The organism is Helicobacter baculiformis (assembly GCF_900197685.1).
In the GTDB taxonomy this organism is placed as follows: Bacteria; Campylobacterota; Campylobacteria; order Campylobacterales; family Helicobacteraceae; genus Helicobacter; species Helicobacter baculiformis.
Window position 1 is genome coordinate 13,583 of sequence record NZ_FZMF01000067.1, and the last position, 26,973, is coordinate 40,555.

Annotated in this window: 25 protein-coding genes, 1 tRNA gene and 1 pseudogene; 22 read left to right on the forward strand and 5 right to left on the reverse strand. The window is 44.5% G+C overall.

The window, feature by feature from the left end; genetic code table 11:
• Window positions 1-34: 34 nt before the first annotated feature.
• The 8 genes from C6G87_RS07840 (at window position 35) to C6G87_RS07875 (ending at window position 10,165) form a co-directional block, all read left to right on the forward strand.
• A complete protein-coding gene (locus C6G87_RS07840; RefSeq protein ID WP_382262799.1) occupies window positions 35-1,765 on the forward strand; it encodes a peptidoglycan D,D-transpeptidase FtsI family protein in 1,731 nt (576 codons plus the stop codon).
• A 51-nt stretch (window positions 1,766-1,816) separates the two neighbouring features.
• Window positions 1,817-2,911: an Mrp/NBP35 family ATP-binding protein gene (locus C6G87_RS07845; RefSeq protein WP_104752945.1), complete on the forward strand. Its 1,095-nt coding sequence runs from the start codon at window positions 1,817-1,819 to the stop codon at window positions 2,909-2,911.
• A 4-nt stretch (window positions 2,912-2,915) separates the two neighbouring features.
• On the forward strand, window positions 2,916-4,883 hold the full coding sequence (locus C6G87_RS07850) for an FUSC family protein (RefSeq protein WP_104752946.1): 1,968 nt from the start codon (window positions 2,916-2,918) through the stop codon (window positions 4,881-4,883).
• Between the two features lie 115 nt (window positions 4,884-4,998).
• The gene (rpsL, locus tag C6G87_RS07855; RefSeq protein ID WP_013468810.1) at window positions 4,999-5,391 is read left to right on the forward strand and encodes a 30S ribosomal protein S12; all 393 of its coding nucleotides are present in this window, start codon (window positions 4,999-5,001) and stop codon (window positions 5,389-5,391) included.
• 9 nt (window positions 5,392-5,400) lie between these two features.
• Window positions 5,401-5,868: a 30S ribosomal protein S7 gene (rpsG, locus tag C6G87_RS07860; protein WP_104752947.1), complete on the forward strand. Its 468-nt coding sequence runs from the start codon at window positions 5,401-5,403 to the stop codon at window positions 5,866-5,868.
• A gap of 9 nt (window positions 5,869-5,877) precedes the next feature.
• A complete protein-coding gene (gene fusA / locus C6G87_RS07865) occupies window positions 5,878-7,956 on the forward strand; it encodes an elongation factor G (protein ID WP_104752948.1) in 2,079 nt (692 codons plus the stop codon).
• A 327-nt stretch (window positions 7,957-8,283) separates the two neighbouring features.
• Window positions 8,284-9,252 carry a DpnII family type II restriction endonuclease gene (locus C6G87_RS08565; protein ID WP_158653137.1) on the forward strand — a complete coding sequence of 323 codons (969 nt, stop codon included), beginning with the start codon at window positions 8,284-8,286 and terminating at the stop codon, window positions 9,250-9,252.
• 34 nt (window positions 9,253-9,286) lie between these two features.
• Window positions 9,287-10,165 (forward strand): DNA-methyltransferase, encoded by an 879-nt coding sequence (locus tag C6G87_RS07875; RefSeq protein ID WP_199767674.1) that lies wholly within the window; start codon window positions 9,287-9,289, stop codon window positions 10,163-10,165.
• A 180-nt stretch (window positions 10,166-10,345) separates the two neighbouring features.
• Here the strand turns inward: C6G87_RS07875 and C6G87_RS07880 are convergent, their stop codons facing one another.
• A complete protein-coding gene (locus C6G87_RS07880; RefSeq protein ID WP_233709072.1) occupies window positions 10,346-11,383 on the reverse strand; it encodes a hypothetical protein in 1,038 nt (345 codons plus the stop codon).
• Window positions 11,384-11,586: 203 nt separating this feature from the next.
• Between C6G87_RS07880 and C6G87_RS07885 the strand changes: the two genes are divergently transcribed.
• From C6G87_RS07885 to murI, 8 genes are all read left to right on the forward strand, one after another.
• Window positions 11,587-13,122, forward strand: coding sequence for an ABC transporter substrate-binding protein (locus C6G87_RS07885; protein WP_104752950.1), 1,536 nt, complete (start codon window positions 11,587-11,589; stop codon window positions 13,120-13,122).
• Between the two features lie 9 nt (window positions 13,123-13,131).
• The gene (locus C6G87_RS07890; RefSeq protein WP_104752951.1) at window positions 13,132-14,664 is read left to right on the forward strand and encodes an ABC transporter substrate-binding protein; all 1,533 of its coding nucleotides are present in this window, start codon (window positions 13,132-13,134) and stop codon (window positions 14,662-14,664) included.
• Window positions 14,664-15,620 (forward strand): ABC transporter permease, encoded by a 957-nt coding sequence (locus C6G87_RS07895; protein ID WP_104752952.1) that lies wholly within the window; start codon window positions 14,664-14,666, stop codon window positions 15,618-15,620. Before C6G87_RS07890 ends, C6G87_RS07895 begins: the two co-directional genes overlap by 1 nt.
• Window positions 15,608-16,399: an ABC transporter permease gene (locus C6G87_RS07900; protein ID WP_233709073.1), complete on the forward strand. Its 792-nt coding sequence runs from the start codon at window positions 15,608-15,610 to the stop codon at window positions 16,397-16,399. The genes C6G87_RS07895 and C6G87_RS07900 overlap by 13 nt, the downstream gene beginning before the upstream one ends.
• Window positions 16,392-17,006, forward strand: coding sequence for an ATP-binding cassette domain-containing protein (locus C6G87_RS07905; protein WP_104752954.1), 615 nt, complete (start codon window positions 16,392-16,394; stop codon window positions 17,004-17,006). The genes C6G87_RS07900 and C6G87_RS07905 overlap by 8 nt, the downstream gene beginning before the upstream one ends.
• Complete coding sequence (locus C6G87_RS07910) at window positions 17,003-17,656, forward strand: ABC transporter ATP-binding protein (protein ID WP_104752955.1); 654 nt, start codon at window positions 17,003-17,005, stop codon at window positions 17,654-17,656. Before C6G87_RS07905 ends, C6G87_RS07910 begins: the two co-directional genes overlap by 4 nt.
• 239 nt (window positions 17,657-17,895) lie before the next feature.
• On the forward strand, window positions 17,896-19,197 hold the full coding sequence (gene rho, locus C6G87_RS07915; protein ID WP_104752956.1) for a transcription termination factor Rho: 1,302 nt from the start codon (window positions 17,896-17,898) through the stop codon (window positions 19,195-19,197).
• Entirely contained in the window at window positions 19,197-19,949 is a 753-nt protein-coding gene (gene murI / locus C6G87_RS07920; protein WP_104752957.1) for a glutamate racemase, read from the forward strand. Before rho ends, murI begins: the two co-directional genes overlap by 1 nt.
• Before the next feature lie 210 nt (window positions 19,950-20,159).
• On the opposite strand, the gene prfA is transcribed toward murI, so the two are convergent.
• Both prfA and rpsT read right to left on the reverse strand, forming a co-directional pair.
• Window positions 20,160-21,221, reverse strand: a complete 1,062-nt coding sequence (gene prfA, locus C6G87_RS07925) for a peptide chain release factor 1 (protein ID WP_104752958.1) — start codon at window positions 21,219-21,221, stop codon at window positions 20,160-20,162.
• Window positions 21,222-21,225: 4 nt separating this feature from the next.
• Window positions 21,226-21,501, reverse strand: a complete 276-nt coding sequence (gene rpsT, locus C6G87_RS07930) for a 30S ribosomal protein S20 (RefSeq protein ID WP_104752959.1) — start codon at window positions 21,499-21,501, stop codon at window positions 21,226-21,228.
• Window positions 21,502-21,585: 84 nt separating this feature from the next.
• On the opposite strand from rpsT, the gene glmM reads away from it, so the two are divergent.
• From glmM to C6G87_RS07945, 3 genes are all read left to right on the forward strand, one after another.
• Window positions 21,586-22,920, forward strand: a complete 1,335-nt coding sequence (gene glmM, locus C6G87_RS07935; protein WP_104752960.1) for a phosphoglucosamine mutase — start codon at window positions 21,586-21,588, stop codon at window positions 22,918-22,920.
• Complete coding sequence (gene lspA / locus C6G87_RS07940; protein ID WP_104752961.1) at window positions 22,917-23,390, forward strand: signal peptidase II; 474 nt, start codon at window positions 22,917-22,919, stop codon at window positions 23,388-23,390. Before glmM ends, lspA begins: the two co-directional genes overlap by 4 nt.
• 7 nt (window positions 23,391-23,397) lie before the next feature.
• Window positions 23,398-23,472 (forward strand) — tRNA-Val (locus C6G87_RS07945).
• A 43-nt stretch (window positions 23,473-23,515) separates the two neighbouring features.
• On the opposite strand, the pseudogene C6G87_RS07950 reads toward C6G87_RS07945, so the two are convergent.
• Window positions 23,516-23,720: pseudogene (locus tag C6G87_RS07950) on the reverse strand (2-hydroxymuconate tautomerase family protein).
• Between the two features lie 149 nt (window positions 23,721-23,869).
• Between C6G87_RS07950 and C6G87_RS07955 the strand changes: the two are divergent.
• The 3 genes from C6G87_RS07955 (at window position 23,870) to C6G87_RS07965 (ending at window position 26,620) form a co-directional block, all read left to right on the forward strand.
• Window positions 23,870-24,757: a DNA-methyltransferase gene (locus C6G87_RS07955; RefSeq protein WP_104752962.1), complete on the forward strand. Its 888-nt coding sequence runs from the start codon at window positions 23,870-23,872 to the stop codon at window positions 24,755-24,757.
• Window positions 24,754-25,365: a BglII/BstYI family type II restriction endonuclease gene (locus C6G87_RS07960; RefSeq protein WP_104752963.1), complete on the forward strand. Its 612-nt coding sequence runs from the start codon at window positions 24,754-24,756 to the stop codon at window positions 25,363-25,365. Before C6G87_RS07955 ends, C6G87_RS07960 begins: the two co-directional genes overlap by 4 nt.
• Window positions 25,366-25,501: 136 nt before the next feature.
• Window positions 25,502-26,620 carry a YbfB/YjiJ family MFS transporter gene (locus C6G87_RS07965; RefSeq protein WP_199767675.1) on the forward strand — a complete coding sequence of 373 codons (1,119 nt, stop codon included), beginning with the start codon at window positions 25,502-25,504 and terminating at the stop codon, window positions 26,618-26,620.
• On the opposite strand, the gene C6G87_RS07970 is transcribed toward C6G87_RS07965, so the two are convergent.
• A partial coding sequence (locus C6G87_RS07970; protein WP_199767676.1) for a CobW C-terminal domain-containing protein occupies window positions 26,617-26,973 on the reverse strand: 357 nt, incomplete at its 5' end. The two genes, C6G87_RS07965 and C6G87_RS07970, sit on opposite strands and share 4 nt — an antisense overlap.

Sequence of the window (26,973 nt, forward strand, 5' to 3'; positions counted from 1 at the left end):
CCCTAGACGCACCGAAAGACTCTTACTCATCTTCATGGTGGTAGGGGGCTGTTTGTTGCTCTTTGTGGTGGTGATGTTTTTCAAGGCGTTGTTGCCTAGAAAAATGCCCGCTTTCGTGGCTACCAAGACCAATATCGCCATGCGGGGCAGCATTTATAGCCAAGATGGTTTTTCTCTAGCCAGTAGCCAAAAGCTCTTTAAGGTGAGTTTTAACCCCCTCTCCATTGACCCAGACAAGCGGGATTTTTTCATTGACCTGCTCTCTATCTACACCAATATCCCCCGTTCTCTCATCGCCCAAAAATGCACCCAAACCACCTATGTAACCCTCTCTTATAGCATTAACGCCAACACGGCGGCTAGCTTGCGCCAACTCAATGCCAAGCTTTTAGCCTATAATGTTTTCGTGGAGTATGAGGATGCCAATAAGAAAATCATGCCCAAGGTGGGCTTGAGTATTGAAGTGAGCGGGATGGCGCGCAATTACCCTTATAAGGACAATTTTGAACCCCTAGTGGGCTATGTCAAAAAGATCGACACCTCTAAAATCACGATGGTACAAGGGGTCAAGGGCTTAGAAAAGTTTGACAACAAAATGCTCAGTGCCAAACATGACGGGCAGGACACGGGCAAGCGCGACATTGGCTTTAACTTGATTGAAGACAAGAGTTTTGAGAGCATCGCTAGAGTGGATGGTTTTGACATCACTTTGAGCATCCCCTTAAAAATCCAGCGCGATCTAGAGCGCATTTTAGATCGGGCAAAAACCCATTACAAATCCCAACAGATCATCGCGGGCGTGTTTTCTCCTAGCAATGGCGAAATTCTCACCTTAGCGACCACCAATAGATTTAACCCCAATAATATTCAAAAGAGCGATTACGGGGCGTTAAATGTGGACGCGATCGAGCTCTCCTTTGAGCCGGGCAGCACCATTAAACCCATTGTCTACAGCTTATTGATAGATAAAAAGCGGATCAATCCCGCCCAGCCCATTGATCTAAGCCATGGTATCTACAAATTGGGCAAATACACGATCAAAGACGATCTTATCCCCCCCAAAAACGCCACCATTGAAGATGTCTTAGTGCGTTCTAGCAATGTGGGCATGATCAAACTCTCCAAACGACTCAACGCCCAAGAGATGTATGAAGGGCTTAAGAGTTTTGGGGTGAGCGAACCTACCGGGATTGACTTGCCCTATGAGAAAAACGGGTTATTGCCCAGTGTACGCCTGCTCAGTGGTGAAGTGTATAAGGGCAGTGTCTCTTATGGCTATGGTTTGCGCACCACCTTTATGCAACTTCTGCGCGCTTATGGGGTTTTTGCCAACGATGGCTTTTTAGTAACCCCCCATTTAGCCCAACGCTTCAACGCCGCTAATGGCGATGTGTACACTCCCAATTTCCCGGCTAAAAAGCAAGTCATCGGCAAAGAGAGCGCGCGCAAAATGCAAGAACTCCTCATCAAGGTCGTAACGCATGGCACGGGCAAGAGCGCGCAGGTGAGCGGGCTTGTCATCGGGGGCAAGACGGGCACAGCGCGCATTGCCAACAAGGGCAGATACACCGATGTGTACAATAGTTCGTTTTTTGGCTTTGCTAAGGACAAACAAAACACTTATGGGATCGGGGTGGTGGTCTTTGGCTCTTTGGGCAGTGAAGAGTATTATGGTAGCCAGACTGCTGCGCCCATTTTTAAACAGATTGTGCAAATGCTCATCAAAAACCAGTATCTCACTCCCACCGCTCCGCACAAAGATTAAGCCAATCCTAACGCGCGCATGCTAGACTAAAAACATATCCAAAGGAGAATTATGATCACCCAAGAAGAAGTGCTACAGGCACTTAAACATGTTATTTATCCCAATTTTGAACGCGATATTGTGAGTTTTGGTTTTGTCAAGAATGTAACCTTGCATGAGAATCGCCTAGGACTGCTTTTAGAAATCCCCTCTAGCTCTTCTGAGGTCAAAGCCACCTTGGAGCAAGCGGTGCGTGCCAAAATGCAAGAAATAGGCATTAGTGCCCTGCAGCTAGACATCAAAACCCCCCCCAAAAGAGAACCCCAACAAGCCACCAGCAATAAAAACCTAGCCCCCAATATCAAACATGTGGTGATGGTCAGCTCAGGCAAGGGCGGGGTGGGCAAGAGTACCACAAGCGTTAATCTAGCCATCGCCCTAGCCCAACGCCAACAAAAAGTTGGGCTTTTAGATGCCGATGTTTATGGTCCTAATATCCCTAGAATGTTAGGCTTGGTGGGCGTGGATCCGATGAGCGATCCTAGTGGTAAAAAACTCATCCCCCTAGAGGCTTTTAATGTGAAAACCATGAGCATGGGTTTGCTCTATGAAGAGGGGCAGAGTCTCATTTGGCGCGGACCCATGCTGATGCGCGCCATTGAGCAAATGCTTACCGACATTTTATGGGGACAGCTAGACATTCTCATCGTGGACATGCCCCCGGGCACCGGGGATGCCCAGCTCACTTTAGCCCAAGGTGTGCCCATTAGTGCGGGCATTAGTGTAACCACGCCCCAACTGGTGAGCTTAGATGACGCGGCGCGCTCTTTGGACATGTTTGCTAAATTGCATGTCCCCATTGCGGGCGTGATTGAGAATATGAGCGGGTTTGTTTGCCCCCATTGCGCGCACACTAGCGATATTTTTGGCAAAGACAACTTGAGCACGCTCTTAGAGGCGTATCAAACCCACCTGCTTGCGCGTATCCCGCTAGAAATGCAAGTTAGAGAGGGGGGGGATAAGGGCACACCCATTAGTGTGCTCAATCCTAAATCCCCGGTCAGCCTTGCCTACCAACAAGCCAGCGACAAGCTTTTAGAGTTTTTAGCCAAAGTGGCGCGCGAAGAGCTAGCCACCAATAAAGAGATTCAGCCCACGATCCGCTAATTCTGTGCTTAACGCTCTCAAACGCGCCGTCCACCTCTACGATCCGGGTTACTTTAGCCTGATCTACGCACTTAAAGCGACCCTTACAACTTTTGTATGTGCGACTTTGGGCGCACTTTTTTTTAGCCCCTCTATCATGATTTGGGCAGGATTTCAAAGTATTTTTATCTACTTTTTGAGTGTACTCATTAGCGACAAGGATCATGAAATCTACTATTTATTGGGGTTTGTAGGATTAAGTTGTGTGATTATCGTGTTGGTTTACCCTGTAGCGCATTTTGGGGTGTGGCTATGCGTACCTTTATGCCTTATCACTTTCTCCGTAGGACTATCTATGGCTTATAGCATGGATTTACACAAGGTCTGTAACACCGCTCTTTCTAATGGGTTGATAACCTGTTTATATGTAGATGCCCACGCACCCATTGATTTTAAACAGAGCTTGGGGATGGTAAGTTTACTAGGGGCAGTGAGTATTGTGTTGCAGTATTTTATCTTTGTTTCCAAGTACAGCGCCTTCACTAAAAAGCGTTTTGGCATTCTGCTCTCCAATATGGAGCTGATGTTGCAATACGCCAACCGCCCACGCGATTACGCCATGATTCAAACCCAAGTGCTCCAACAAATCCAAAACACCAAGATCATCTTAAGCTCCAAGTCCAGCAAGATCAAAGACCCCCACACCGTTCAAAACCTGCAACGAAGTCTTTTTCAATTGCACGCTTTAGAAGAAATTTACCACTCTATCCATTCCATCTATGGTTACTTTAACACCCAAACCCTAGAGCTTGTCCGTCAAGAACTCTTGCTCAACCTCAAAATTTTAGCAGGCATGTTCACCGAACAAAACACCCCCTTGCGTACCGATGCCCTACAACATCTTGATCCCCATGTAGATAAGCTCGTGCGCCATTCTATTGAGATTATTTACAACAAAATGGAGGTATTTTTAATCGGTGGAGAGGGCATGCCCTTAAGTTCCCCTACCAGTACCCCTCCCTCTTTCAAAAATATCTTAGAAGCTTTGCATTTTAAGCACCCCGTTTTTCAATACGCCTTTAAATACGCTACCGCTATGGGAATTTCTGTATTTACTGCACGCTACTTTGGTTTTAACCATGGCATGTGGATTGCGATGGCAACTTTACTTGTTTCGCGCTCTTCTATTGGGAGCACTAAAGAAACCCAATTAGAATTCGTGAAAGGGTCAGCCATCGGGTTATTACCCGGCTTGTTGGTGGTGTGGCTTTTTGCGGACACTTGGTTTTTCTATGTCTGTCTTGTGCTTGGCGTATTTCTTTTCATTTATCTAAAAGTTTATTCCTATACCACATGGGCAGCTGCACTCATGTTTGCCTTTTTGCTCTGTTTTTCACTCTTTGCACGAGACTTTGTAGATATTGTGGCTTCTAGAGTGATAGATATCGCGTTAGGGATCACTATCGTTTATAGTGTCTTTCTATTTTTATGGCCAAAATACGATAAAGATGCCTTTATCCAGCACACTAAAAGCGTATTAAGTACTCTTAAAAACCTTTTAAGTCTTACGCTTAAACCCCATAATCTACATGCCCTAGAAACTCAGACAACATTTTTAAGTCAACTTAACGATTTTAGACTCTGCTTGAAGAACGCCCGCAGTGAAACTTCTGATACTAAAAGTATCCAATCTCTTTTTCGTGCACTCAAATGTTTAGATGTGCTGGATACCTTAACTTACCGACTCTATGAATATTGCCATAACACTCCCCTTTCTGCAGAAACCCAACTTCTTGTGCACAACAACACACGCCTTATTCTCTCGCGCTACACTCAAATACTCAACTACCTACACAACAAACCTCACTATTTTAAGCCACAGCAAGCTGGGCGTTTGCTTAGCATTAGTCATGACCTAGATACCTTATTTGACACACTATTTTTAACTCAAAATAAGTTATTTAAGGAAGTTACTTTTGTGTTTAAGTATTAAACTGGCTTTAGATTTTCTCATATGATGGAAGTTTGCACATAGATGAGTGAAGCTAATATAAAGATTTTTAGGCTATAATGGCGGTTTTGGAAAGAAATTTAGAAAAAGGACGAGTGTGCCCACTATCAACCAGTTGATCAGGAAAGAAAGGAAAAAAATTCTTAAAAAAACAAAATCACCCGCTTTGGTGGAGTGTCCTCAAAGAAGGGGAGTTTGTACTAGAGTTTACACTACCACCCCTAAAAAACCCAATTCGGCGTTAAGGAAGGTAGCCAAAGTGCGCTTGACCAGTAAGTTTGAAGTGATTAGCTATATTCCCGGAGAGGGGCATAACTTGCAAGAGCACTCCATCGTATTGGTGCGTGGAGGTCGTGTAAAGGACTTGCCAGGAGTAAAGTACCACATTGTGCGCGGAGCGCTAGACACTGCTGGAGTAAATAAACGCTCCGTTTCTCGCAGTAAATATGGGGCTAAAAAGGCTAAAGCTGGGGCTGAGAAGAAAAAATAAAGGTAAGATATGAGAAGAAAACGAGCGCCAATTAGAGAGGTTTTGGGAGATCCGGTTTACAATAGCAAGGTCATCACAAAATTTATTAATAAGATGATGTATGATGGCAAGAAGAGCGTAGCAGAGAAGATTATTTATGCTGCACTGAGTAAGATTGAAGAAAAAAGCGGAGAAAAGGGCATTGAGGTCTTTGAAAAAGCTTTAGAAAATGTTAAGCCCTTATTGGAAGTACGCTCTAGGCGCGTGGGCGGGGCGACTTACCAAGTGCCTGTAGAAGTACGCCCAGCGCGCCAACAATCTCTCTCAATTCGCTGGATCTTAGAAGCCACCCGTAAGCGCAACGAGCGTATGATGGTAGATAAACTGGCTAATGAGTTACTGGACGCTGCTAGCGACAAGGGTGCGGCTTTCAGAAAAAAAGAAGAAATCCATAAAATGGCAGAAGCAAATAAAGCTTTCGCCCACTATCGCTGGTAAGGGGACGCGATGGCACGCAAAACTCCTTTAGAAAAAATTAGAAATATTGGAATCGCTGCACACATCGATGCGGGTAAAACCACAACTTCCGAACGGATTTTATTTTATACCGGGGTTAGCCATAAGATTGGTGAAGTGCATGATGGCGCGGCGACGATGGATTGGATGGAACAGGAAAAAGAACGCGGAATCACTATCACTTCGGCGGCGACGACTTGTTTTTGGCAGGATCATCAAATTAACTTGATCGACACTCCCGGGCATGTGGACTTCACTATTGAAGTGGAACGATCCATGCGTGTTTTGGATGGCGCGGTTGCAGTTTTTTGCTCTGTGGGCGGAGTGCAACCCCAAAGTGAGACCGTATGGCGACAGGCAAACAAATACGGCGTGCCTCGTATCGTGTTTGTCAACAAAATGGATCGCATCGGCGCGAATTTTTACAGCGTAGAAAGCCAAATTAAAGAACGCTTGAAAGCTAATCCTATCCCCATTAATATTCCCATTGGTGCAGAAGATACTTTTCAAGGCGTAATTGACCTGGTGGCGATGAAAGCGATCATTTGGAATAATGAGGCGATGGGGGCTAAATATGATGTGGAAGAGATCCCCTCTGACTTGCAAGCCAAAGCACAAGAGTACCGCGATAAATTATTAGAGGCGGTTGCTGAGCAAGACGAATCTTTGATGGAAAAGTATTTAGGTGGAGAGACCTTGAGCGTAGAGGAGATCAAGCGCGGGATTAAAATCGGTTGCTTGAATATGGCGCTCATTCCTATGCTCTGTGGTTCGTCATTTAAAAATAAGGGTGTGCAGACTTTATTGGATGCGGTTATTGACTACTTGCCTGCACCCACTGAAGTGGCAGATATCAAGGGTGTAGACCCCAAGAGTGACGAAGAGATTAAGGTGCAATCCAGTGATGAAGGCGATTTTGCTGGACTGGCTTTTAAAATTATGACAGACCCTTTTGTGGGACAGCTCACCTTTGTACGGGTTTATCGTGGCAAACTTGAATCTGGTAGCTATATCTATAACTCGACTAAGGATAAAAAAGAGCGCGTAGGACGCTTGTTAAAAATGCACTCCAACAAGCGCGAAGACATTAAAGAGGTTTATGCGGGTGAGATTTGCGCCTTTGTAGGACTCAAAGATACTCTGACTGGCGATACACTCTGTCATGAGAAAAGCCCTGTCGTGCTAGAACGTATGGAGTTTCCAGAACCTGTTATTCATATTGCTGTAGAGCCTAAAACCAAAGCCGATCAGGAAAAAATGGGTGTGGCTTTGGGTAAGCTTGCTGAGGAAGATCCCAGTTTTAGAGTGATGACCCAAGAGGAGACTGGGCAGACTCTGATTGGAGGCATGGGCGAATTACATCTAGAAATCATAGTTGATCGCCTTAAGAGAGAGTTTAAAGTCGAAGCAGAGGTTGGTCAACCCCAAGTTGCCTTTAGAGAAACCATTCGAAGCGAGGTACAAAAGGAACATAAATACGCCAAACAATCCGGTGGACGAGGGCAGTATGGGCATGTTTTTATCAAGTTGGAGCCTAAAGAACCCGGAAGTGGTTACGAATTTGTGAATCAGATCAGCGGTGGTGTGATTCCTAAAGAATATATTCCCGCTGTCGATAAAGGCATTCAAGAGGCGATGCAAAGCGGGGTTTTGGCAGGTTATCCTGTTGTAGATTTTAAAGTAACACTTTATGATGGAAGCTATCATGAAGTGGATTCTTCAGAAATGGCATTCAAAATTGCCGGCTCGATGGCTTTTAAGGAAGCCTGTAGAATAGCTAACCCAGTGCTTTTAGAACCGATGATGAAGGTCGAAGTAGAAGTGCCCGAAGAATATATGGGCGATGTAATTGGAGATTTGAATCGGCGCAGGGGACAAATCAATGCGATGGAAGATCGCTTGGGACTTAAAATCGTGAATGCTTTTGTACCGTTGGTGGAGATGTTTGGCTATTCTACGGATTTGCGTTCAGCTACGCAGGGGAGGGGCACTTATTCAATGGAGTTTGATCACTATGGTGAAGTGCCTGCCAATATTGCTAAAGAAATCGTAGAAAAGCGCAAAGGCTAATTACAAATTGCTAACTTATACTAGCTGATCCCTAGCTTTGAGTGTGCAGACAGGGATGCCCTTTCTGTGCGCCCGTATAGACCTTTAAGACTTGCCATGCGCGCCGTAGGTTCCCCTGAGCTTTAGCTATGGAGCGTGTTAATCGAACACCCATTCGCGTGCTTTTTGCTAAGATGGCTATTACCACGCCCTACTAAGATAACTTTAGTGCCTGCTAGATGGCAAACTCTATATATTTGGCAATGAGGATAGCTTTAGAAATTATAAAGGGGCTCAAAGATATAACTCCTAGCGTTGTCATCATACAGAACTTGAAAAAGTAGAGGAATGGATAAGTATCAAGTCGTCATAGAGAGAAATTCCTTTTATTTTTCGAACACAAAGTTTGAGGAAGAATGCGAGGCGAGCACCATAAATTGCCTCAAAACTTTACTGCTGAACCTGCAAAATACAATCCGCAATAGAGGTTGTCAAGAAGAAGTTTTTGTAGAGTTTATGAGGTGTCATGAGTTTGGCTTGGAGGCTCTGCTTGTGCTCAATGCGCTAGCCTATGAAAATCTTAAGCGCATCATCACGATAGCAAGGATTGTGAAAGATAGGGAATTATCTAGACTTTTATGTCTAGAGGGGTGGGGAAACAACAAGGATGAGAGAGATATTAGGGAATGGGGCGATGCCAAGATAAAGAATCTTATTAGGGATAATGGGGACTTTGCTCGCGGACTTGTTAATCTTTTTTTTAAGGGTTCCTCTAACCCGTTCTTGGCTAAAACTCTGCCTCTGTTTGAGCTAAGCAAGCTCAACTTGTTAAAAATGAGTTTTGAGCCCCATGCTATGCTGGATACTTTAATTCGCTACAGACAGAAAGGGTCTTATAGCGGTTCTATGGGCAATAATCCTGAATCGGCGATTAGGGGTATTTTAGAGGACTGTAACATCTCTTTTGAAAGTGGAGATTTACCCCTTTTAAGCACGTATGAAGGACTTAAGAAGCGCACAATGGATTTTATAATCCCCAATAAAGAGAAACCACAACTTATTATAGAATCCTCATTTTTGAGCACAACAAGCAGTGGACAAGGCGATAAAGCAAAAACGGAGCTAGCGATCTCTCAGCTTGTCAAAAAATACTATCCAAAAACCAAGTTTGTGGGCTTTATTGATGGCATTGACTGGTATGTCAGAAAACAGGATTTAAAACGCATGGTAGAAGCTTACCAAGATGTTTTCACTTTTAGAGCTGATGAGTTAGAACGCTTCAGAGTGTTCATACAGAATAACTTAAAAAATGCCTGATCTTCCTTTAAACCGAATCTTGCATGGAGATTGTTTGGAGCTGTTTAAACATGTCCCCGATAACAGCATCGATTGTATCTTTGCCGATCCTCCTTTTAACCTCAAGAAAAAATATAACTCTCACAAAGATAAGCTCGAATGCTCAGAGTATGTCCAATGGTGCGAAGTGTGGATAGATGCATGTTTGCGGGTGCTTAAGAGTAATGGTTGCCTTTTTTTGCACAATATTCCAAAATGGCTTACTTTTTATGCCTCTTTCCTCAATACGCGAGCTGTATTTAGGCATTGGATCAGCTGGGATGCAATGAGTGCGCCTATGGGAAAAACCTTGCAACCCGCTCATTATGGTATTTTATTCTATTCTAAGGGAGATATAAGTGGGCGTTTTAAGGAAATCCGCTACCCGCATAAAAGGGATAGGAAAGGCGCGCTTTTAAAAGATTATGGGGGTAAAAAAGGAATGTTGCATCCCTTTGGTCCACTTTGTTCTGATGTATGGGCTGATATACATCGGATTCGCCATGCTAAAAAGAGAGATAAACACCCCTGTCAGTTGCCCCTGCATTTGCTAGAACGTATCCTTTTAATGAGTACAGAAGCTGGTGATGTGATTCTGGATCCCTTTTTAGGTACAGGCACTACAGCCATCGCTGCAAAGAGACTACAAAGGAATTTTATAGGCTTTGAAAAGGATGACGCGTATTGTCGCATAGCTCATGAAAAGGTGGATGCAGAAAAATTTATTTCCAAACTAGGAGATGTTTATGTTAGTTTTTATCTCAATGAAGTGATCACTTTAAGAGAATGCGATTGGTTAGATTTAAAAAATTCTTTTAAAATCCCACAAGAAATTAAAGATATTGACACACAAAAAATCAAACTGAAGACTGCAAAAGAGGTCAAGAGGTCATAACAATGGCAAAAACACTCTACCAGATCGTCGCATAAAAAGGCACTCCAAAGCAAAAAACAGCTTTAAGCGCGTTAAGAGTAGGGCAGCTAGCATGTTTTAGGGATTGTTGCCGCACGCGAGATTTTTGCTTTTCATTTCAGATAGATCAAGGCTTAAGATTAAGCTCAAACTCCATGATCTCTAATGTTTATGTCCGGTGTTTATGGTCGTGGTATCAAGATGGGGCTTTGGGTCTGAAAGAGTTTGGATATGCAAAGACATTTCTTGGGAAATGGTGTCAGTATATGTGGCGGATGTGCTAGAGTGATTTGAGCTATAGGTACTAGTTTGATAGAGCGTATTTATCCCATGTGAAAAGCTAGTTTTGCTAAGACTGACTAATTGCACAATATCCTGAACTCCCCCTTGTGTATGGCATAGAGACTGGATAAAACGAGGTATACGCTGCACTAAAAAAACTTCTAAGAGTGTGCTCACAACGACAAGCAAATAAGTTTCATAAGCTTGTGGAGTACTGAGTGTAGGGATCAAAGTCTGCAACACACGAGCATTGTAACAAGCGAGCAATATGATTAGGGGTTGATAGAAACTCAAAGCAACGCACTTTTTCAGGTAGAGCCAAAGTATCGCCCTAGTATTGGCAAAGAAACCTAGTGGCAATACCAACACCCCTAAAGCCAACCAAAGATAAATTTCAATAGCGATCATTAAAGCTAGAGCTAACAATAAAATAAGCAATGCGCCCTGAGAAAGCAGAACAGCCATACCAAGAAAACTATGGATGTTTGAAGTAGAAGTATCCATAATTTGTAATAACAAGCCTAGAGTGTGGAAGGTCTGGTTAGTCAGGAAGGCAAAATCTAAATGTGTGCTATCTATACCAAAACTAGAATTTTGTAGGCTAGAGCGTACAATTGCCATCAAAACATCTGCGCCATAGAAAACGAGACTTTTAAGGGTAGCATAAAAGTCTTGCGGGTGTTTCCACGCATAATTAAAAAGTACAAAAAAGCCCGCAAAACCCGCTAGAGAGAATAAGGTGTTGGAGTAAAATAAATCTCCCAAGCGTATGCGTTGATATGCCCATGCCATTAAAGCTAAGCTAACAACGATATTCAAGGGCAGTTTTAAGTTATCTAAAATTCTATCTCCCATACCAGCCAAAAGTACTTGTGTGGGATCTATGAAAAAGTGCAAGAGAGTCTGGTAAAGCTCCACAGCTAACCTTGATACAAACCTTGATACAAAAGTGCGTGTATTCTAACAAACGGGGACTAAAGGGGGGCTGTGTAATCCTCTGAATAGGTGCGGGATTTCGATCAATTTGTACGACTTGAAACATCCAAGCTAATATGTAATTTATTAATATATAATTCAGAAAATAATACTATAACGAGGCGAATCGTATTTGAAGGAAGTGGATGATCGGGAAATTTTTTATGGCTTGTTTTTTGGTAGCACATGTTTTTGCTGCTACGCCCAAGGATACTATTGTCATTGGTGTTGAGAACGAGACTAAACGCATTAATCCTTTATTTGATGGTCCTCATGACCCTGCGCTCTATTTTGTTTATAGCGGATTGACCCGATTCGCTCCCGACATGAAAGTTGAGCCAGATTTAGCTAAAAGTTGGGAAGTCAGTAAAGATGGACTCAGTTGGACTTTTCATTTAAGAGACGATGTGCTTTGGCATGACGGGCAGAAATTCAGTGCAGCAGATGTGGAATTTACGATCAACCAAGCACTTAACGATAAAATTAATACCCCGGCCCGGGCAGATTTTGAGGAGATTAAAAAAGTAGAGGTGGTGGATGCCCACACGATTAAGTTCACACTCAAGACTCCTTTCCCCCCCCTCTTGGATGTACTCAGTATGGGTATTCTGCCTAAGCATTTATTGCAAAATAAAGATATCAGTACCGATTCTTTCAACCAACACCCCATCGGTACAGGACCCTTTAAGCTTGTTCAATGGCAGAAGGGCGATCACATCAGTTTTGTAGCTAACCAACATTTTTACCGGGGCAAGCCAAAATCCCCCAAGGTGATCTTAAAAATCGTCCCCGATCATAGAGTGCGCACTTATGAGCTTAAGAATGGGTCGTTAGATGTGGCGTTAATTGAGCCTAATTTGGTAGGAAAACTTAAAGATGATAAGAATGTCAAAGTCATGGACTTAAAAAGCGCAGACTATAGGGCGTTAATGTTCAATTTCCACAATCCAATCCTAAAGTCCTTGGCAGTGCGTCAGGCAATTGAATACGCTATTAACCGCAAGCTCATCGCTACTAAGGTGCTTTATGGTTATGGCTCTGTGGCAAACAACCCGATCCAAGCGAGTTGGGCAAACGATCCTCATGCCAAAACCTATCCCTACGATCCTAAAAAAACTAGAGAAATCTTAGAAAAAGATGGCTGGAAGTTGCATAATAAGGTGTTTGTCAAGAATGGCAAACCATTAGAGTTTGACATTTATGCCCGTAGCCATGACCCAATTCGCGTAGCACTTGCTAATATTTTGCAAAGCGAGCTGAGCAAGGTAGGCATCAAAGCCCACGCTATTTCTAAGAATAGCGGAGCGTTTGAGATCACCAAAGTTGATTCTTTTATTATCGGCTGGGGGAGTCCCTTAGATCCGGACATGCAAACTTATCGAGTATTTAGCTCTAAAATGGATGTCAGTACCAACAAAGCCGGGTGGAATTACAGCCACTATAGTAATCCTCAAGTTGATGAAGCTTTGCTCAAGGCAAGAACAGCGACCAGTTTAGTGGAAAGAAAAACATGGTATGCCAAATTCATTAATGCCCTGCACGATAATCCGCCCTTTGCCTTCCTTGTTTACTTGAATTACCCGCTTGCCTATAGTAGCAAAATTCACGGAATCAAGCCCACTATTTTGGGACATCACGGGGCACGCTTTACGCACAATGTAGAAGAATGGATAAAAAAATAAGGAGTTTCTATGTTCAAATTGTTTCTAGCTGCTTTGCTAGCCACCCATGTTTTTGCTGCCACACCTAAGGATACCATCGTAATTGGTGTTGAAAACGAAACCACGCGTATCAACCCTCTTTTTGATGAGGATCATGACAGCGCTTTAGACTTTGTCTTTAGTGGATTAACACGTTTTTCTCCGGACATGAAAGTTGAGCCAGATTTAGCTAAAAGTTGGAAAGTAAGTAAGGATGGCTTAATTTGGACATTTTATTTAAGGGAAAATGTTTTATGGCATGACGGGCAGAAATTTAGTGCTGAAGATGTGAAGTTTACCATTGAGCAGGCACTTAATGACAAGCTCAACGCCCCTGCGCGTGCCAGCTTTGAAGAAGTAAAGAGTGTGGAGGTACTCAATCCTTACACTCTGAAGATCACTTTGAAAACCCCTTTCCCACCACTCTTAGATGCACTCAGCATTGGTATGCTTCCTAAACATCTTTTAGAGGGTAAAGATTTAAATACTGATGCGTTTAACCAAAAACCTATTGGCACGGGACCCTTTAAATTTGTTCAATGGCAGAAGGGTAGCTATATTCGTTTTGAAGCCAACCCCAACTTTTACCGCGGCAAACCCAAAGCAAGCAAAGTAATCTTAAAAATTGTACCCGATTACAATGTAAGAACTTATGAGATTAAGAATGGAAATTTAGATGTCGCGCTCATCGAATCTAATTTAGTCAAAGGGCTTGAGCACGACAAACACATTAAGATCATGAACATGAGTAGCGCCGACTATAGGGCTTTGATGTTTAATTTCCATAATGAGCTCTTAAAATCTTTGGCTGTGAGAAAAGCGATTAACTATGCCATCGATCGCAAGCTCATTGCTAGTAAGATTCTTCATGGTTATGGTTTTAGCGCGAATAACCCTATCCAAATGAGTTGGGCTAACGATAAGAATGCTCAAGTTTATACTTATGATTTAAAAAAAGCTAAAGAAATTCTAGCTAAAGATGGTTGGAAGCTTAAAAACAAAGTTCTATATAAGAATGGCAAGCCTCTAGAGTTTGATATCTACGCCTTCAACAATGACCCACTCCGCGTTACTTTGGCTAATGTTTTGCAAAGTGAATTAGCTAAGATTGGGATTAAGGCGCGTGCCATTGCTAAAAATAGCGGTGCTTTTGAAATCGATCAAGTAGATAGTTTTATCATCGGCTGGGGAAGTCCACTTGATCCAGATGTGCAAACCTACCGCGTTTTTAGTTCCAAAATGGACGCGAGCACGAATGAAAATGGTTGGAACTATAACCACTACAGCGATAAAAAAGTCGACGAAGCTCTGTTAAAAGCCCGCACCACAGATAAAGTTGCCCAAAGGAAATTGTGGTACAGTAAATTTATTAATGCTTTGCACGATGATCCCCCCTTTGCATTTTTGGTATATCTGCGCTATCCTTTAGCTTACAGCGATAAAATCCACGGAATCAAGCCCACTATTTTGGGACATCACGGGGCGCGCTTTACGCACAATGTAGAAGAATGGAGTAAGAATTAGTGTTTTTCTTTGCCACTAAAAGGGTGGCAGGAGCCCTGTTTCTCCTTTGTATTTTTAGCTTTTTTATCTTTGTCATGCTGGATTTTTCCAGTGGCAATGTTGTTTCTGGTATCTATGGAGATAGTATCCAAGCATTGAATCCGGCAGTCAAAGAGCGCGTAATAGCCAATTTAGGGCTAGACCGCCCTTTGATGGTACGCTATTTGGAATGGTTTTCTCGCTTCTTGCATGGCGATTTTGGTGTTAGTTTTGCAAGTGGAGAAAAAGTGCTCGATATCGTCAAAGAACGCCTACCCTACACTTTAATTCTAGGACTCACAAGCTTTTTCCTAAGTTTTATTTTAGCTCTTGTATTGGGAGGCTTGAGCGCCCTATTCAGAGGTTCGCTCTTGGATAAAATCGTGTTAGTTGTTACTCTATCATTTTTTAGTGTGCCTAGTTTTTGGTTAGGGTTGGTTTTTGTGATGTTTTTCAGTGTGATTTTAGGCTTTTTCCCCAGTTCTGGTGTCTATGATCTTGGGGGAGAGCAAAGTTTGGGGGATTTACTGCATCATATGGTACTTCCCGTTTCCGTGCTAACCCTCTCTCACTTAGCAATCTATACTCGCCTCGTGCGCAGTGTCGTACTAGAAACTTTCAAAGAACCCTTTATTGCTAGCTACCGATCTTGGGGGGTAGATGAAAAAATAATCCAATTAAAACTTGTTTTACGCTATTGTCTTCTACCCATTGTGAGCTATTTTGGGGCGAATGCTGCGGGAATCTTGGGTGGAACTTATATTGTGGAAAGTGTGTTTTCCATTGGAGGGCTGGGTAACACAACAATTAATGCGCTTTTAAACAAAGATTACCCGTTAGCACTGGCGATCATTTTGCTAAGCACCATCGTAGTAGTCTTATTTAATCTCGCGGTGGAAATTGTAGCAAAAATTTTAAACCCAAGATGGCAAGCTTGAAAAAGATTATTCTCTATGCGGCTATTTTTTTAGGCATGACAGCTCTTTTACCCCTGTGTGCCCCCTTTAATCCCGGTGAGGTGGATTTACTTAATCTCAAGTTACCCCCTGATACAGTACACTTTCTAGGTACAGATTTTTTAGGGCGCGATGAGTTTTCTAGACTCTTATTTGCCTTTAGAAACTCTGTATTTATTGGGTTATTGAGTGGCGTGTTTGCTCTTCTTATCGCCTTTGCTTTCGCCTTTATCACATGCAACGCTCCCAAGATGATCCAGTCTCTACTCTTACGCTTTTTAGATGGTTTCTTATCTTTACCTAATTTGCTGCTCATCTTACTTTTTAGTGCGTTTAATCACCGTGGGTTTAGTATTTTGAGCATTAGTCTGCTTTTGGCAGTGTTTTCATGGGGGAGTGTTGCTAAAGTGATTTACGATACATTTTCGGACATTGGTACGAATGAGTTTGTTTTAAATGAAAAGGCATTGGGTGCTTCGCGTTTTGCTCTCATGTTTTTTGAAATTCTACCTGTAGCCAAAAGTAGCGTGTTTGTACTTTTTGTGAATACCTGTGCGCATGCCATTAGCACAGAAGCCTTGTTAAGTTTTTTTGGGTTAGGTTTGATGGTGGGCGAGGCGAGTTTAGGTAATATGCTTAACGAAGCTTCGCAAGCGATTTTTATAGGGGCATGGTGGCTTGTCTTAACCCCCGGTTTGGTTGTCTTTGCTATCGTGTTTACCCTGATGCTGTTAGGCGAAAGGGTGCAAAAACATGGTTGAGGTCGCGCGTCTGAATGTCCACACACCCCAGACTCAGATTTTACATAGTATCAGTTTTGCTACCGATGCCCATTTAGCAATTTTAGGGAGTAGCGGGAGTGGGAAAAGCACCCTATGTAAAGCTATCTGTGGTATTCTGCCTAATAGTCTTAGGGCAGACTACGCCAAATTATATACGGATGGACGGGCTAGTTATGTTTTCCAAGATTGTATTAGTTGTTTTTTCCCTTATCTTAAAATCAAAGACACCTTTAAGATGGTTTTAAAAGAGATGACAGAAAAAGCATCGCCTATTTTTGATCGCCTCAATATTCCTTCTAAGGCTTGGAATCTCTACCCGTATGAGCTTAGTCGTGGAATGGCAAGCCGAATCCAAATCGCCCTCAATCTAGCCCTAGAAGCTAAAATTCTCTTGCTAGATGAGGTAACAAGCTCCTTAGATGCAGACAATACCCATAGCGTCATCGAATTACTCTTGCAGCTGGAGACTCAAAGGGTGGTTATTACCCATGACGAAGAAGTCGCATTCAGACTTTGCGATATGGTTTTGGTCTTGGAAAGCGGGCAGATAACTTATTTTGGAGACAAAATGGGATACTTCTCATGAGTCTGACCATTGCTCATTTAAAAAAGTCCTATGGAGAGGACACGATTCTACAAGATATTAGTTTTCATATAGATACCGGAGAAAGTGTGGCACTTATGGGAACTAGTGGCAGTGGGAAAAGTACACTGGCAAAATGTATCGCTAGGCTCGAATCTATGAGTGGGGGGCAGATTCTGTATAAAGGGGAGAATATTCTCAAAATTAAGGAAAGTGTATTTAGAAAAAATATCCAGTATGTATTTCAAGATCAACTCAACGCGCTTAACCCTGCCAAACGGGTTAAGGACCTCTTGATGAGCGTATGTAGGCGTTTTAGTATCAAGGAGGATTTAGCACAGATTTTACAGAATGCTAGGCTTGCCCCCGCTCTTTTAGATAGATTTCCTAGAGAACTTAGTGGAGGTGAGAGGCAAAGACTAGGGGTTGCTAGAGCTATGTTGGTTAAGCCGCAGGTATTGCTTTTAGATGAAATCACCAGTGCGCTAGATAAGCGTCTTAAGCACGAGATTATGGAAGTGTTGATGGATTACAAGAAAAAATTTGAGATTAGCATGATCTGTATCACCCATGATAGAACCATTGCCCAAAAGTATTTTTCGCGTCAACTGGTTATCGATAAGGGGCGCTTAATCAAAGATGAGAAAAGCTGAACTTGTGCGCCTTCAATACTTAAGTCCATCGTATTGCAAATTCATGTTTTTGGCATAGTAATAAAAACGCACCATGATCAAATCGAAAACGCGCGCTTGTTTTTGTCGCACAGATGTTCTTTATACCCCCCAAAATAAGCGTATTGTAATTTTAGCCATGTTAGAGTAAGTCTTATCGCTTCCCTAATTTAAATATCAGCGTAGGTTTGGCTTGACCTCATCCGCCCTTAAGGACCCTAATGGCTTACGAACCCCATAAACAAAGAACCCATACCCCTGTGAGTGGGTATCGCATTGAAGAATTGCGTGCAAAACCCACCGAAAAACTCCTAGAGATCGCCAACGAACTCAGGGTAGAAAACCCCCAGGAGTACAAACGCCAAGATTTGATGTTTGAAATCCTCAAAAACCAAGTCTCTCAGGGGGGCTATATTCTCTTCACGGGCATTTTAGAGATGTCCAATGAAGGGTATGGTTTTTTAAGGGGGATGGATGGGAGTTTTTCAGACAACCATAACGACACCTATGTGAGTCATTCGCAAATCAAGCGTTTCGCTTTGCGCAATGGCGACATTGTTACCGGACAAGTGCGTGCCCCCAAAGAACAAGAGAAATACTATGCCCTTTTAAAGATTGAGGCGGTCAATTACCTCCCCCTAGATGAAATCCGCCACCGCCCCCTCTTTGACAACCTAACCCCCCTCTTCCCCACCGAGCAAATCAAGCTAGAATACGAACCCACAAAGGTAACCGGGCGCATGCTCGATCTCTTTAGCCCCATTGGCAAGGGGCAACGCGCCCTCATTGTCGCCCCGCCCCGCACGGGTAAAACCGAACTGATGAAAGAGCTAGCCCATGGAATCACGGCTAACCACCCAGAAATGGAGCTCATTATTTTATTGGTGGACGAGCGCCCCGAAGAGGTTACGGACATGCAACGCAGCGTGCGTGCCCAAGTCTTTAGCTCTACCTTTGATCTGCCCTCACACAACCATGTACGCATTGCCGAGTTGGTGCTAGAGCGGGCTAAAAGGCGCGTAGAGATGGGTAAGGATGTGGTTATTTTACTAGATTCGATCACCCGTCTAGCTAGGGCGTACAACGCGATCACCCCTTCCAGTGGCAAGGTCTTAAGCGGGGGGGTGGACGCGCACGCCCTGCACCGCCCCAAACGCTTTTTTGGCGCGGCGCGCAACATTGAAGAGGGGGGGAGTTTGAGCATTATTGCCACCGCTTTGATTGAAACCGGATCGCGCATGGATGAGGTGATCTTTGAGGAGTTTAAAGGCACGGGCAATAGCGAAATTGTACTAGCGCGTAGCATCTCCGATCGGCGTATTTACCCCGCCTTTGATGTGCTCAAATCCGGCACGCGCAAGGATAATATCTTGCTAGGTAAAGACAAACTCACAAAAGTGTGGGTCTTGCGCAATGTGATGCAACAAATGGACGATGTAGAAGCGCTCAACTTCATCTACTCTAAAATGCAAACCACGAAGGACAACGCCGAGTTTTTGGATTTGATGAATCAAGGTTCTTAGTGCGTGTGGGGATTTTTGATAGCGGGGTGGGGGGGCTTAGTGTGCTTAAAAGCGTGTTGCAGGCGCGCTTGTTTGCAGAGATTATTTACTATGGGGACACCGCCCGCGTGCCCTATGGAACCAAAGACCCCCAAACGATCGCGCGCTTTGCCCTAGAAGCCCTAGATTTTTTCAAACCCCACCGCATAGAAATGCTCATTGTGGCTTGCAATAGCGTGAGCGCGTGGGCACTGCCCCAAATGCGTGCGCGCTCTAAAATCCCCATTGTGGGGGTGATTGAGCCTGGGATTTTAGCCATCACCAAAGACACCCCTAAGGACACTCCTATTTTGGTACTGGGCACAAAAGCCACCATCGCCTCGGGGCGTTACGCTAAGGAGTTGCACGCCCATGGCTACTCCCATGTACAAAGCCTAGCCACGGGGTTATTTGTGCCCTTGATTGAAGAGGGGATTTTAGAAGGTCCCCTTTTGCATGCATGCATGCGCCATTATTTTAACGATCTTAGCAGCACCCCTAGCGTGGTGGTGCTAGGCTGTACCCACTTTCCTTGGATTGCTCCGGCCTTAAAAAACTATTTTAAAGATCGCATAGATTGCACGTTGGTGCATTGTGGCGATGCGATTGTGCATTATTTACAAGAAAGCTACCGCCTAAGCCCCCTTAAGCACCCCTCTAAAGCGCGCTTTTTTGCTAGCGCAGATGTGGAGGGGCTCAAAGCCCAAGCGCAGGCGTGGTTGGGGCTAGGGTAAAAACCTTTCTGTTTGTCTAAGTTTGCTGTTAGCAAATCACTTCTACAGAGTTTTTAAGCAAACTAAAAACGAACAAAAGAGTATTTATACACATATTAGAGAACGCACAAAAGACATAGAAAGTAGCACCAACTGCCTCTTGGTGTTTCATGTCTATGAAAAACACAGGATCAACGGGCATGTAGTATGCAAGAAAATCTAAAGCTTACTTTATTGCCCCTCTAATCCTTGTGCCTGGGCATGCGCGATCAAGGGCTCGATCACGGGGTCTAGGTTGCCTGAGAGCATGATCTCCTCTAGACTATAGAGAGTTAAATTAATGCGGTGATCGCTCAAGCGGTTTTGTGGGTAGTTGTAAGTGCGAATCCGCTCGCTGCGATCCCCGCTGCCCACCTGCATTTTGCGCTCCTCTGAGTGGGCTTGTTGTTGCTCCTCAATTTGTTTTTCATACAAGCGGGCTTTTAAAATCTTTAGGGCTTTGTCCTTGTTTTTGTGCTGGGATTTCTCATCTTGCATAGAAACGCTGATCCCACTGGGTACATGCGTGATTCGCACCGCCGAGTCGGTGGTGTTCACGCACTGCCCCCCATGCCCGCCCGCTCTAAAGACCTCAATGCGCAAATCACTCGGATTAATGTTGATCTCCACATCGTCTGCTTCGGGCATGATCGCCACAGTGATGGCTGAGGTGTGGATACGCCCCTGTGATTCGGTCTCGGGCACGCGTTGCACGCGGTGCGTACCCGCTTCAAATTTGAGCCGTGAATACACTCCCTGCCCCTTGATGAGCGCGATCATCTCCTTATAGCCCCCTACGCTATTCTCACTAGAGCTGACAATCTCCACCTTCCAACGCTTCAAATCCGCATAACGGCAGTAGGCTTTAAAGAGATCGCCCACAAAGATCCCCGCCTCATCGCCCCCCGTGCCCGCGCGCAATTCTAAATAGATGTTTTTATTGTCATTAGGGTCTTTAGGGATGAGCAAAATCTTAATGCGCTCTTCTAGGGCTTTGCTTTGCTCTTCTAAGAGTTTGAGCTCTTCTTTAGCCAATTCGCCCAACTCCTTATCCTCTAATAAGGCTTTGTTTTCTTGAATAGAGTCCAACACACCCAAATACTCTTTTGCCTGTGTGGCGAGCTCCTCTAAGCTGGCTTGCTCTTTACTCAACTCAGTGAGGCGTTTGACATCGTTTAAAACTTCGGGTTGGGTGAGGGAGTGGGCGAGCGCGTCATAGCGCGCCACGACTTCTTTTAGTTTAGCAGAGAGCACGATTTTAAGCGTTGGCTAGAGCGATCTTTTTCACACTCGCGTTCAAACGCGACACCTTCCTAGAGGCGGTGTTTTTCTTTAAAACGCCTTTGCTCACGAATTTATGCAATTCTTTATTTGCCACTTTAAGGGATTCTTGGGCTTTGGGCAGATCGTTATGCGCCACCGCTTCGCGCACCGCTTTGACAATATTTTTCAAGCGGGTTTTATAAAAGCGGTTGCGCTCGGTGCGCTTAATGGTTTGACGGATGCGTTTTTGCGCCGACCTATGGTTTGCCATACACTTAATCCTTTTATCAAAAATAATGTGTTAGAATTGTAGCTTTATCTTAATTAAAGAGAACTAAATTTCTTTGGGGCGCGCATGATTTTTGGCACGGATGGAGTCAGGGGCAGGGCGGGCGTGGAGATCACGCCTATGTTTGTGATGCAACTGGGCATCGCTGCCGGGCTCTATTTTCGCAAACACGCCATTAGCAATAAAATCTTAGTGGGCAAGGACACGCGCCGCAGCGGTTACATGATTGAAAACGCCCTAGTGAGCGCGCTCACCTCTGTAGGCTATGATGTGATTCAAATCGGTCCTATGCCCACGCCCGCCATCGCCTTTTTAACCGAGAACATGCGCTGTGATGCGGGGGTGATGATTAGTGCGAGTCATAACCCTTTTGAAGACAATGGGATCAAATTTTTTGATCGCTTTGGCTACAAGCTCCAAAGGGAGAGCGAATTACAGATTGAAAAAATCTTTGCGGATAGCAAGCGCGTGGAGCAGAGTTGCCAATCTGGGTTAGATATCGGGAGCGCTAAACGCATTGACGATGTGATCGGGCGCTACATCGTACATTTGAAAAACTCCTTCCCTAAACATCTCAATTTGCAGGGCATGCGCGTGGTGATAGATACTGCCAATGGGGCGGGTTACAAGGTCGCCCCTGTAGTCTTTAGCGAGCTGGGCGCAGATGTGATTGTGATCAATGATGAACCCAATGGGAGCAATATCAACGCCCAATGCGGTGCGCTCTATCCGCTTGAACTCAGCCAAGAGGTGAGGCGCTACCGCGCGGACTTGGGCATTGCCCTAGATGGGGATGCGGATCGGCTAGTGGTGGTGGATCATTTGGGCGTGGTGGTGCCCGGGGACAAGCTCATTGGCGCACTCGCCCTTTACAACCACAAGCGCAACACCCTCAGTAACGCGAGCATTGTGGCGACCACCATGAGCAATCTCTCCTTAGAAGAGTATCTCAAGCAACACCATATCGGGGTGGTGTTTTGCGATGTGGGGGATAAATGCGTGAGCGCGGCGATGCAACAGCATGGTTTGAATTTTGGGGCAGAGCAGAGCGGGCATCTCATCTTTGGGGACTATGCTAAAACCGGAGATGGGATTATGGGCGCGTTGCAGGTGGCTGCGATGGTGGTAGAGAGCAAACAACCTAGTAGTAAGGTGCTCAACCCTTTTAATCTTTACCCCCAAGTGCTAGAAAATGTGCGCGTGAAAGAGAAAAAGCCCTTAGACAAATTGCCCGGGTTTGAGCAAAAACTCCAAGCCTTAGAAAAAGCCCACATCCGCCATCTCATTCGCTACTCGGGTACAGAAAATCTCTTGCGCATTCTGCTAGAAGGCAAGGAGCGCACCCTCTTAGAAAATAAAGCAAAGGAGCTCAAAGCTTTTTTACAAGAGCAGTTGCTTTGAGCGGTACGTCTTTTAAGCGCGCGCTATCTTGGTTTGTGGGGGTGGGGTTACTAGCAATACTCTGCGATCAAGCCATCAAGCAGTGGATTTTACAGGGTTTTAGAGCGGAGGGACCCGTGATCTCTATTGTGCTTGCCTACAATAAGGGCGTGGCTTTTTCTATGCTAGAATTCTTAGGACCTTGGCTCAAGTATTTGCAAGCCCTCTTAATTGTAGGGATGGCGATCATGCTCTTGTCCCAACGGGCGTTTTTTATGCAGACTTATCTCCCCTTTGGGTTGATTTTAGGAGCTGGGAGCTCTAATTTGCTCGATCGCTTTGTGCATGGGCATGTGGTGGATTATGTCTATTGGCATTACAAATTTGACTTTGCCGTGTTCAATCTAGCCGATGTGCTCATTGATGTAGGCGTGGGTTTGCTCTTGCTAGACGCGCTCAAACAAAGTTTAAGCAAGCGCAAATTAAAATAGGGCTTTTGGTCGCGTAGCTCAGTGGTAGAGCACTACCTTGACATGGTAGGGGTCGCTGGTTCAAGTCCAGTCGGGACCACCATCTTTCAACCTATTTGAATTTCGAACTCCAATAATCTAATCACTTATGGGTGCACTTTGCGTACCTGCGTAATACTCTGCCCCCCAACCCGTAATTATCTGTGTCAATCTCTTCAATGATCGCCACGGTAAAAGTCTTGCTTTTATTGAGGACTTGGACTAATACATCTGTAACCCCGGTGATCAACGCCTCCTTTGCTCCTTAGTGGGGCCATCTTCTTTAGTGATTTTGATATTGACAAAGGGCATGGATTCTTTCCTAAGTTTAAAACCTCTTAGTTTAGAATACCTGTTTATTTTAAATGCTAGGCATATTTGGTAGGCTTTATCAGTCTCTTTGCGGGTAAGACAGACTCTAAAATTTAAGAAACTAAAGATACCAAGATCAAGGAGTGTTCATGATTTTCAACGGCTCTATTTTGGATATTTTGGCACAAATAGAAGATTCTAGCTTTGATTGCATCATCACCTCCCCCCCTTATAATGTGGGTAAGGACTATGAAAAGACCAAGAGTTTAGATGACTATTTAAGCGCGTTTGAACCTGTGTTAAAGGGGCTAAAAAGGGTGCTTAAAGAGAGTGGGAGTGTTGCATGGCAGGTGGGTAATTTCATCAAAGATAAAGAAGTCTATCCCCTAGACATTTACTTTTACCCCCTCTTTAAGGATTTGGGCTTTAGACTGAGAAACCGCATCATTTGGAAATTTGGGCATGGCTTGCACTCCAAGCTTAGATTTAGCGGGCGTTATGAAACCATACTCTGGTTTAGCAAGAGCGATGATTACACTTTTAATTTAGACAGCGTGCGCGTGCCGGCCAAATACCCGGGAAAACGCCACTTTAAGGGAGCTAAAAAAGGGCAGCTCTCAGGCAACCCCAAGGGCAAGAACCCGGCAGATGTGTGGGAGATTGTCGCCACAGATTGGGAGCGCCAGATTTGGGACATTGTCAATGTCAAGAGCAACCATGTAGAAAAAACTGCCCACCCTTGCCAATTCCCCATAGAATTAGTTGATCGCCTCATTTTAGCTTTGAGCAATCCGGGTGAGCGCATTTTAGATCCCTTTGGTGGGGTGGGGACAACGCTAATCAGCGCGCTTAAAAATGGCAGAAAAGCCCTCTGTGTGGAAAAAGAAGAGCTGTATTGCCAAATCGCTCAAGAGCGGGTGCTAGATTTCTTTAAAGGCACGCTCAAATGGCGCAAAATGGGTCAAGAAATTTACACTCCCAAGAACGATGGCGTGGCGCGTGTGCCAGAGGAGTGGCGCGGATTGGGGGTGTATTGAAAATTGCGTATTGGCACTCTCACCTCAATGGGCTAGAGTTTTTACAAGTCCATCACTTGGATTTGTGGCAAGAGATACAGAGTGTTATTCTTAACACCAATGCCTATGTGTGCCAAACAAAAATCTCGCAAGAAAGAGGCAGACAAGGCAATCGCTTATTTTCTCCAGCAGAGATCAACAAAGCTTTTAAGACTTCTTTAAATGCTTTGGGTTGGCTAGAAAATAGGCAAACCTATTACCTCACGCCCCACCAATCCCTAGCCTTTGAAACCATGTATTTAAACCCTGAAATGCAAAAGCAAGCCATAGAGGCGCAAGGAGAGATCGCCTACTTTTCTTATAACCAAACCGACTTTTTAAAATCCCGTATTGCCATAGAAGTGCAGCTTGGCAAATACGCCTTTGTCGCCTATGATCTCTTTGTCAAACATATGGCTTTTTATGTCGCTAATGCTATTGATGTGGGCATTGAGATCGTCCCCACTAAAGCGATGTGCACGCAAATGTCTAGCGGGATCGCCTATTATGAAAGTGAGGTGTATAATCTCTACAGACAAGGGCGCAACACCCCAGCCGTGCCTTTAGTTTTAATAGGGATTGAGCCTTAAAACTCTCTCTCTCTTGACGCTTAAAAGTGTGGTTTTACAAAGCTTGAAAAAGCATCAAGTATTCATCCATTAGTACCCCCATGTTATGGTCTTTATGGTCTTGTTCCAACTACTAGATTATTAGGAGTTACTCTCCATGCGGAGGCGGATTTTTGCCTGCTTTCTAGCCACCTTTGTGGCTAATGGCTTGGCGCGTTTTGGATATGTGGTGCTCATCCCTATGCTCATTGTTTCAGGCAAGCTCCAGCCCGATCAGAGCATCCAGCTAGGCATTGCGATTTTAGTGGGCTATATTTTCGGAAGCTTTAGCATCGGGGTTTTGCAAAAATATTGGAGTTTAGAAGCGATCGCGAAGTTAAGCTTTTTGTGCATCGCTTTAAGTTTCTTTGCCTGTTTTTTTGATTCTCTGCCCTTTGTGTGGGCGTGGGCGTGGCGCTTTTTAGCCGGGTTAGCCTCTGCGGCGTTGATGGTGTTGGCTGCTCCCTTGTCTCTAAGTCTTGTGAAAGAAAAACACCGATCTAGCGTGAGTGGCTTTATTTTTAGCGGGATTGGGATAGGGGCGATCTTTAGTGGCTTTGTGTTGCCCTTGTTTGCGCCCTTTATCCATTGGGCATGGATTTTATTAGGTAGCTTGAGCCTGCTAGCTTTTTTCTTTGCTCTCTTCTCTTTAAAACCCCTCCATCCTCCCAAATCCCCCTCCCAAACCTCTAACTTCAAGCCTTCGTTCTTTTTCCTCTTACTCGTGATCTCCTATGTGCTCAATGCCATTGGCTATCTCCCCCACACCCTCTTTTGGGTGGATTATCTCGTGCGTGCCCTGCATTTTAGTAACGCTGTTGCGGGCGCGTCTTGGGCGTTCTTTGGTTTGGGATCGGCATGTGGGGCGATTTTAAGCGGGTTTTTAGCTAGGGGGATTGGCTTGAAATGGGCTTCTATTGTGGTGCTTGCGATCAAAGCTTTCGCCTGCTTGATTCCTGCTTTTTCTTCTCATTTGGCTTGGCTCAATCTCTCTATCTTTTTAATGGGTTGCACTACAACGGGGAATGTCGCGCTCACAAATGCTATGGCGTTGCGCTTAGTGGGCAAGGATGCCTTTGCGCGCGCTTCAAGTTGGCTCACCTTTAATTTTGCCATCTTCCAAGCCCTCTTTTCTTTTATCTTTAGCGCGGGTCTGCACCATGTGAGTTTTTTTAGCCTATTTGTCTTTTGTGGAATNNTTGTGGTGTTGTTGCCGGTTAAAGAGGCTAAATTTTAGCCCAAAGACATGCGCGGACACCATGCAATACCCAGAGCGTTGAACAAGGTTGTTAAAGAAGTGTAGATAGCTTGGGGGTCTAAATCCTTGAGGATGAAGACTAATTGGGATAGGCGCTCTTGTGTGGGGTTTAAATGGGTGGGGGGGTAGATGATGTGCTGTACACCATTGAGCGCGATACAGGCTTGCTCTGTGCGGATAAGACCCTTTGTGCGCAAAATGCGATCCCCATATCTGTAGAGCAAGAAACTCAGCCACAACGCAAAAGCGCTCCAGTCTATGCGCTCTTCAAACTCCAAACACAGGGTTTTAAAGCGTTGGTGTGCGTGGCTAGGGGGGGTGGGGGGATGGGA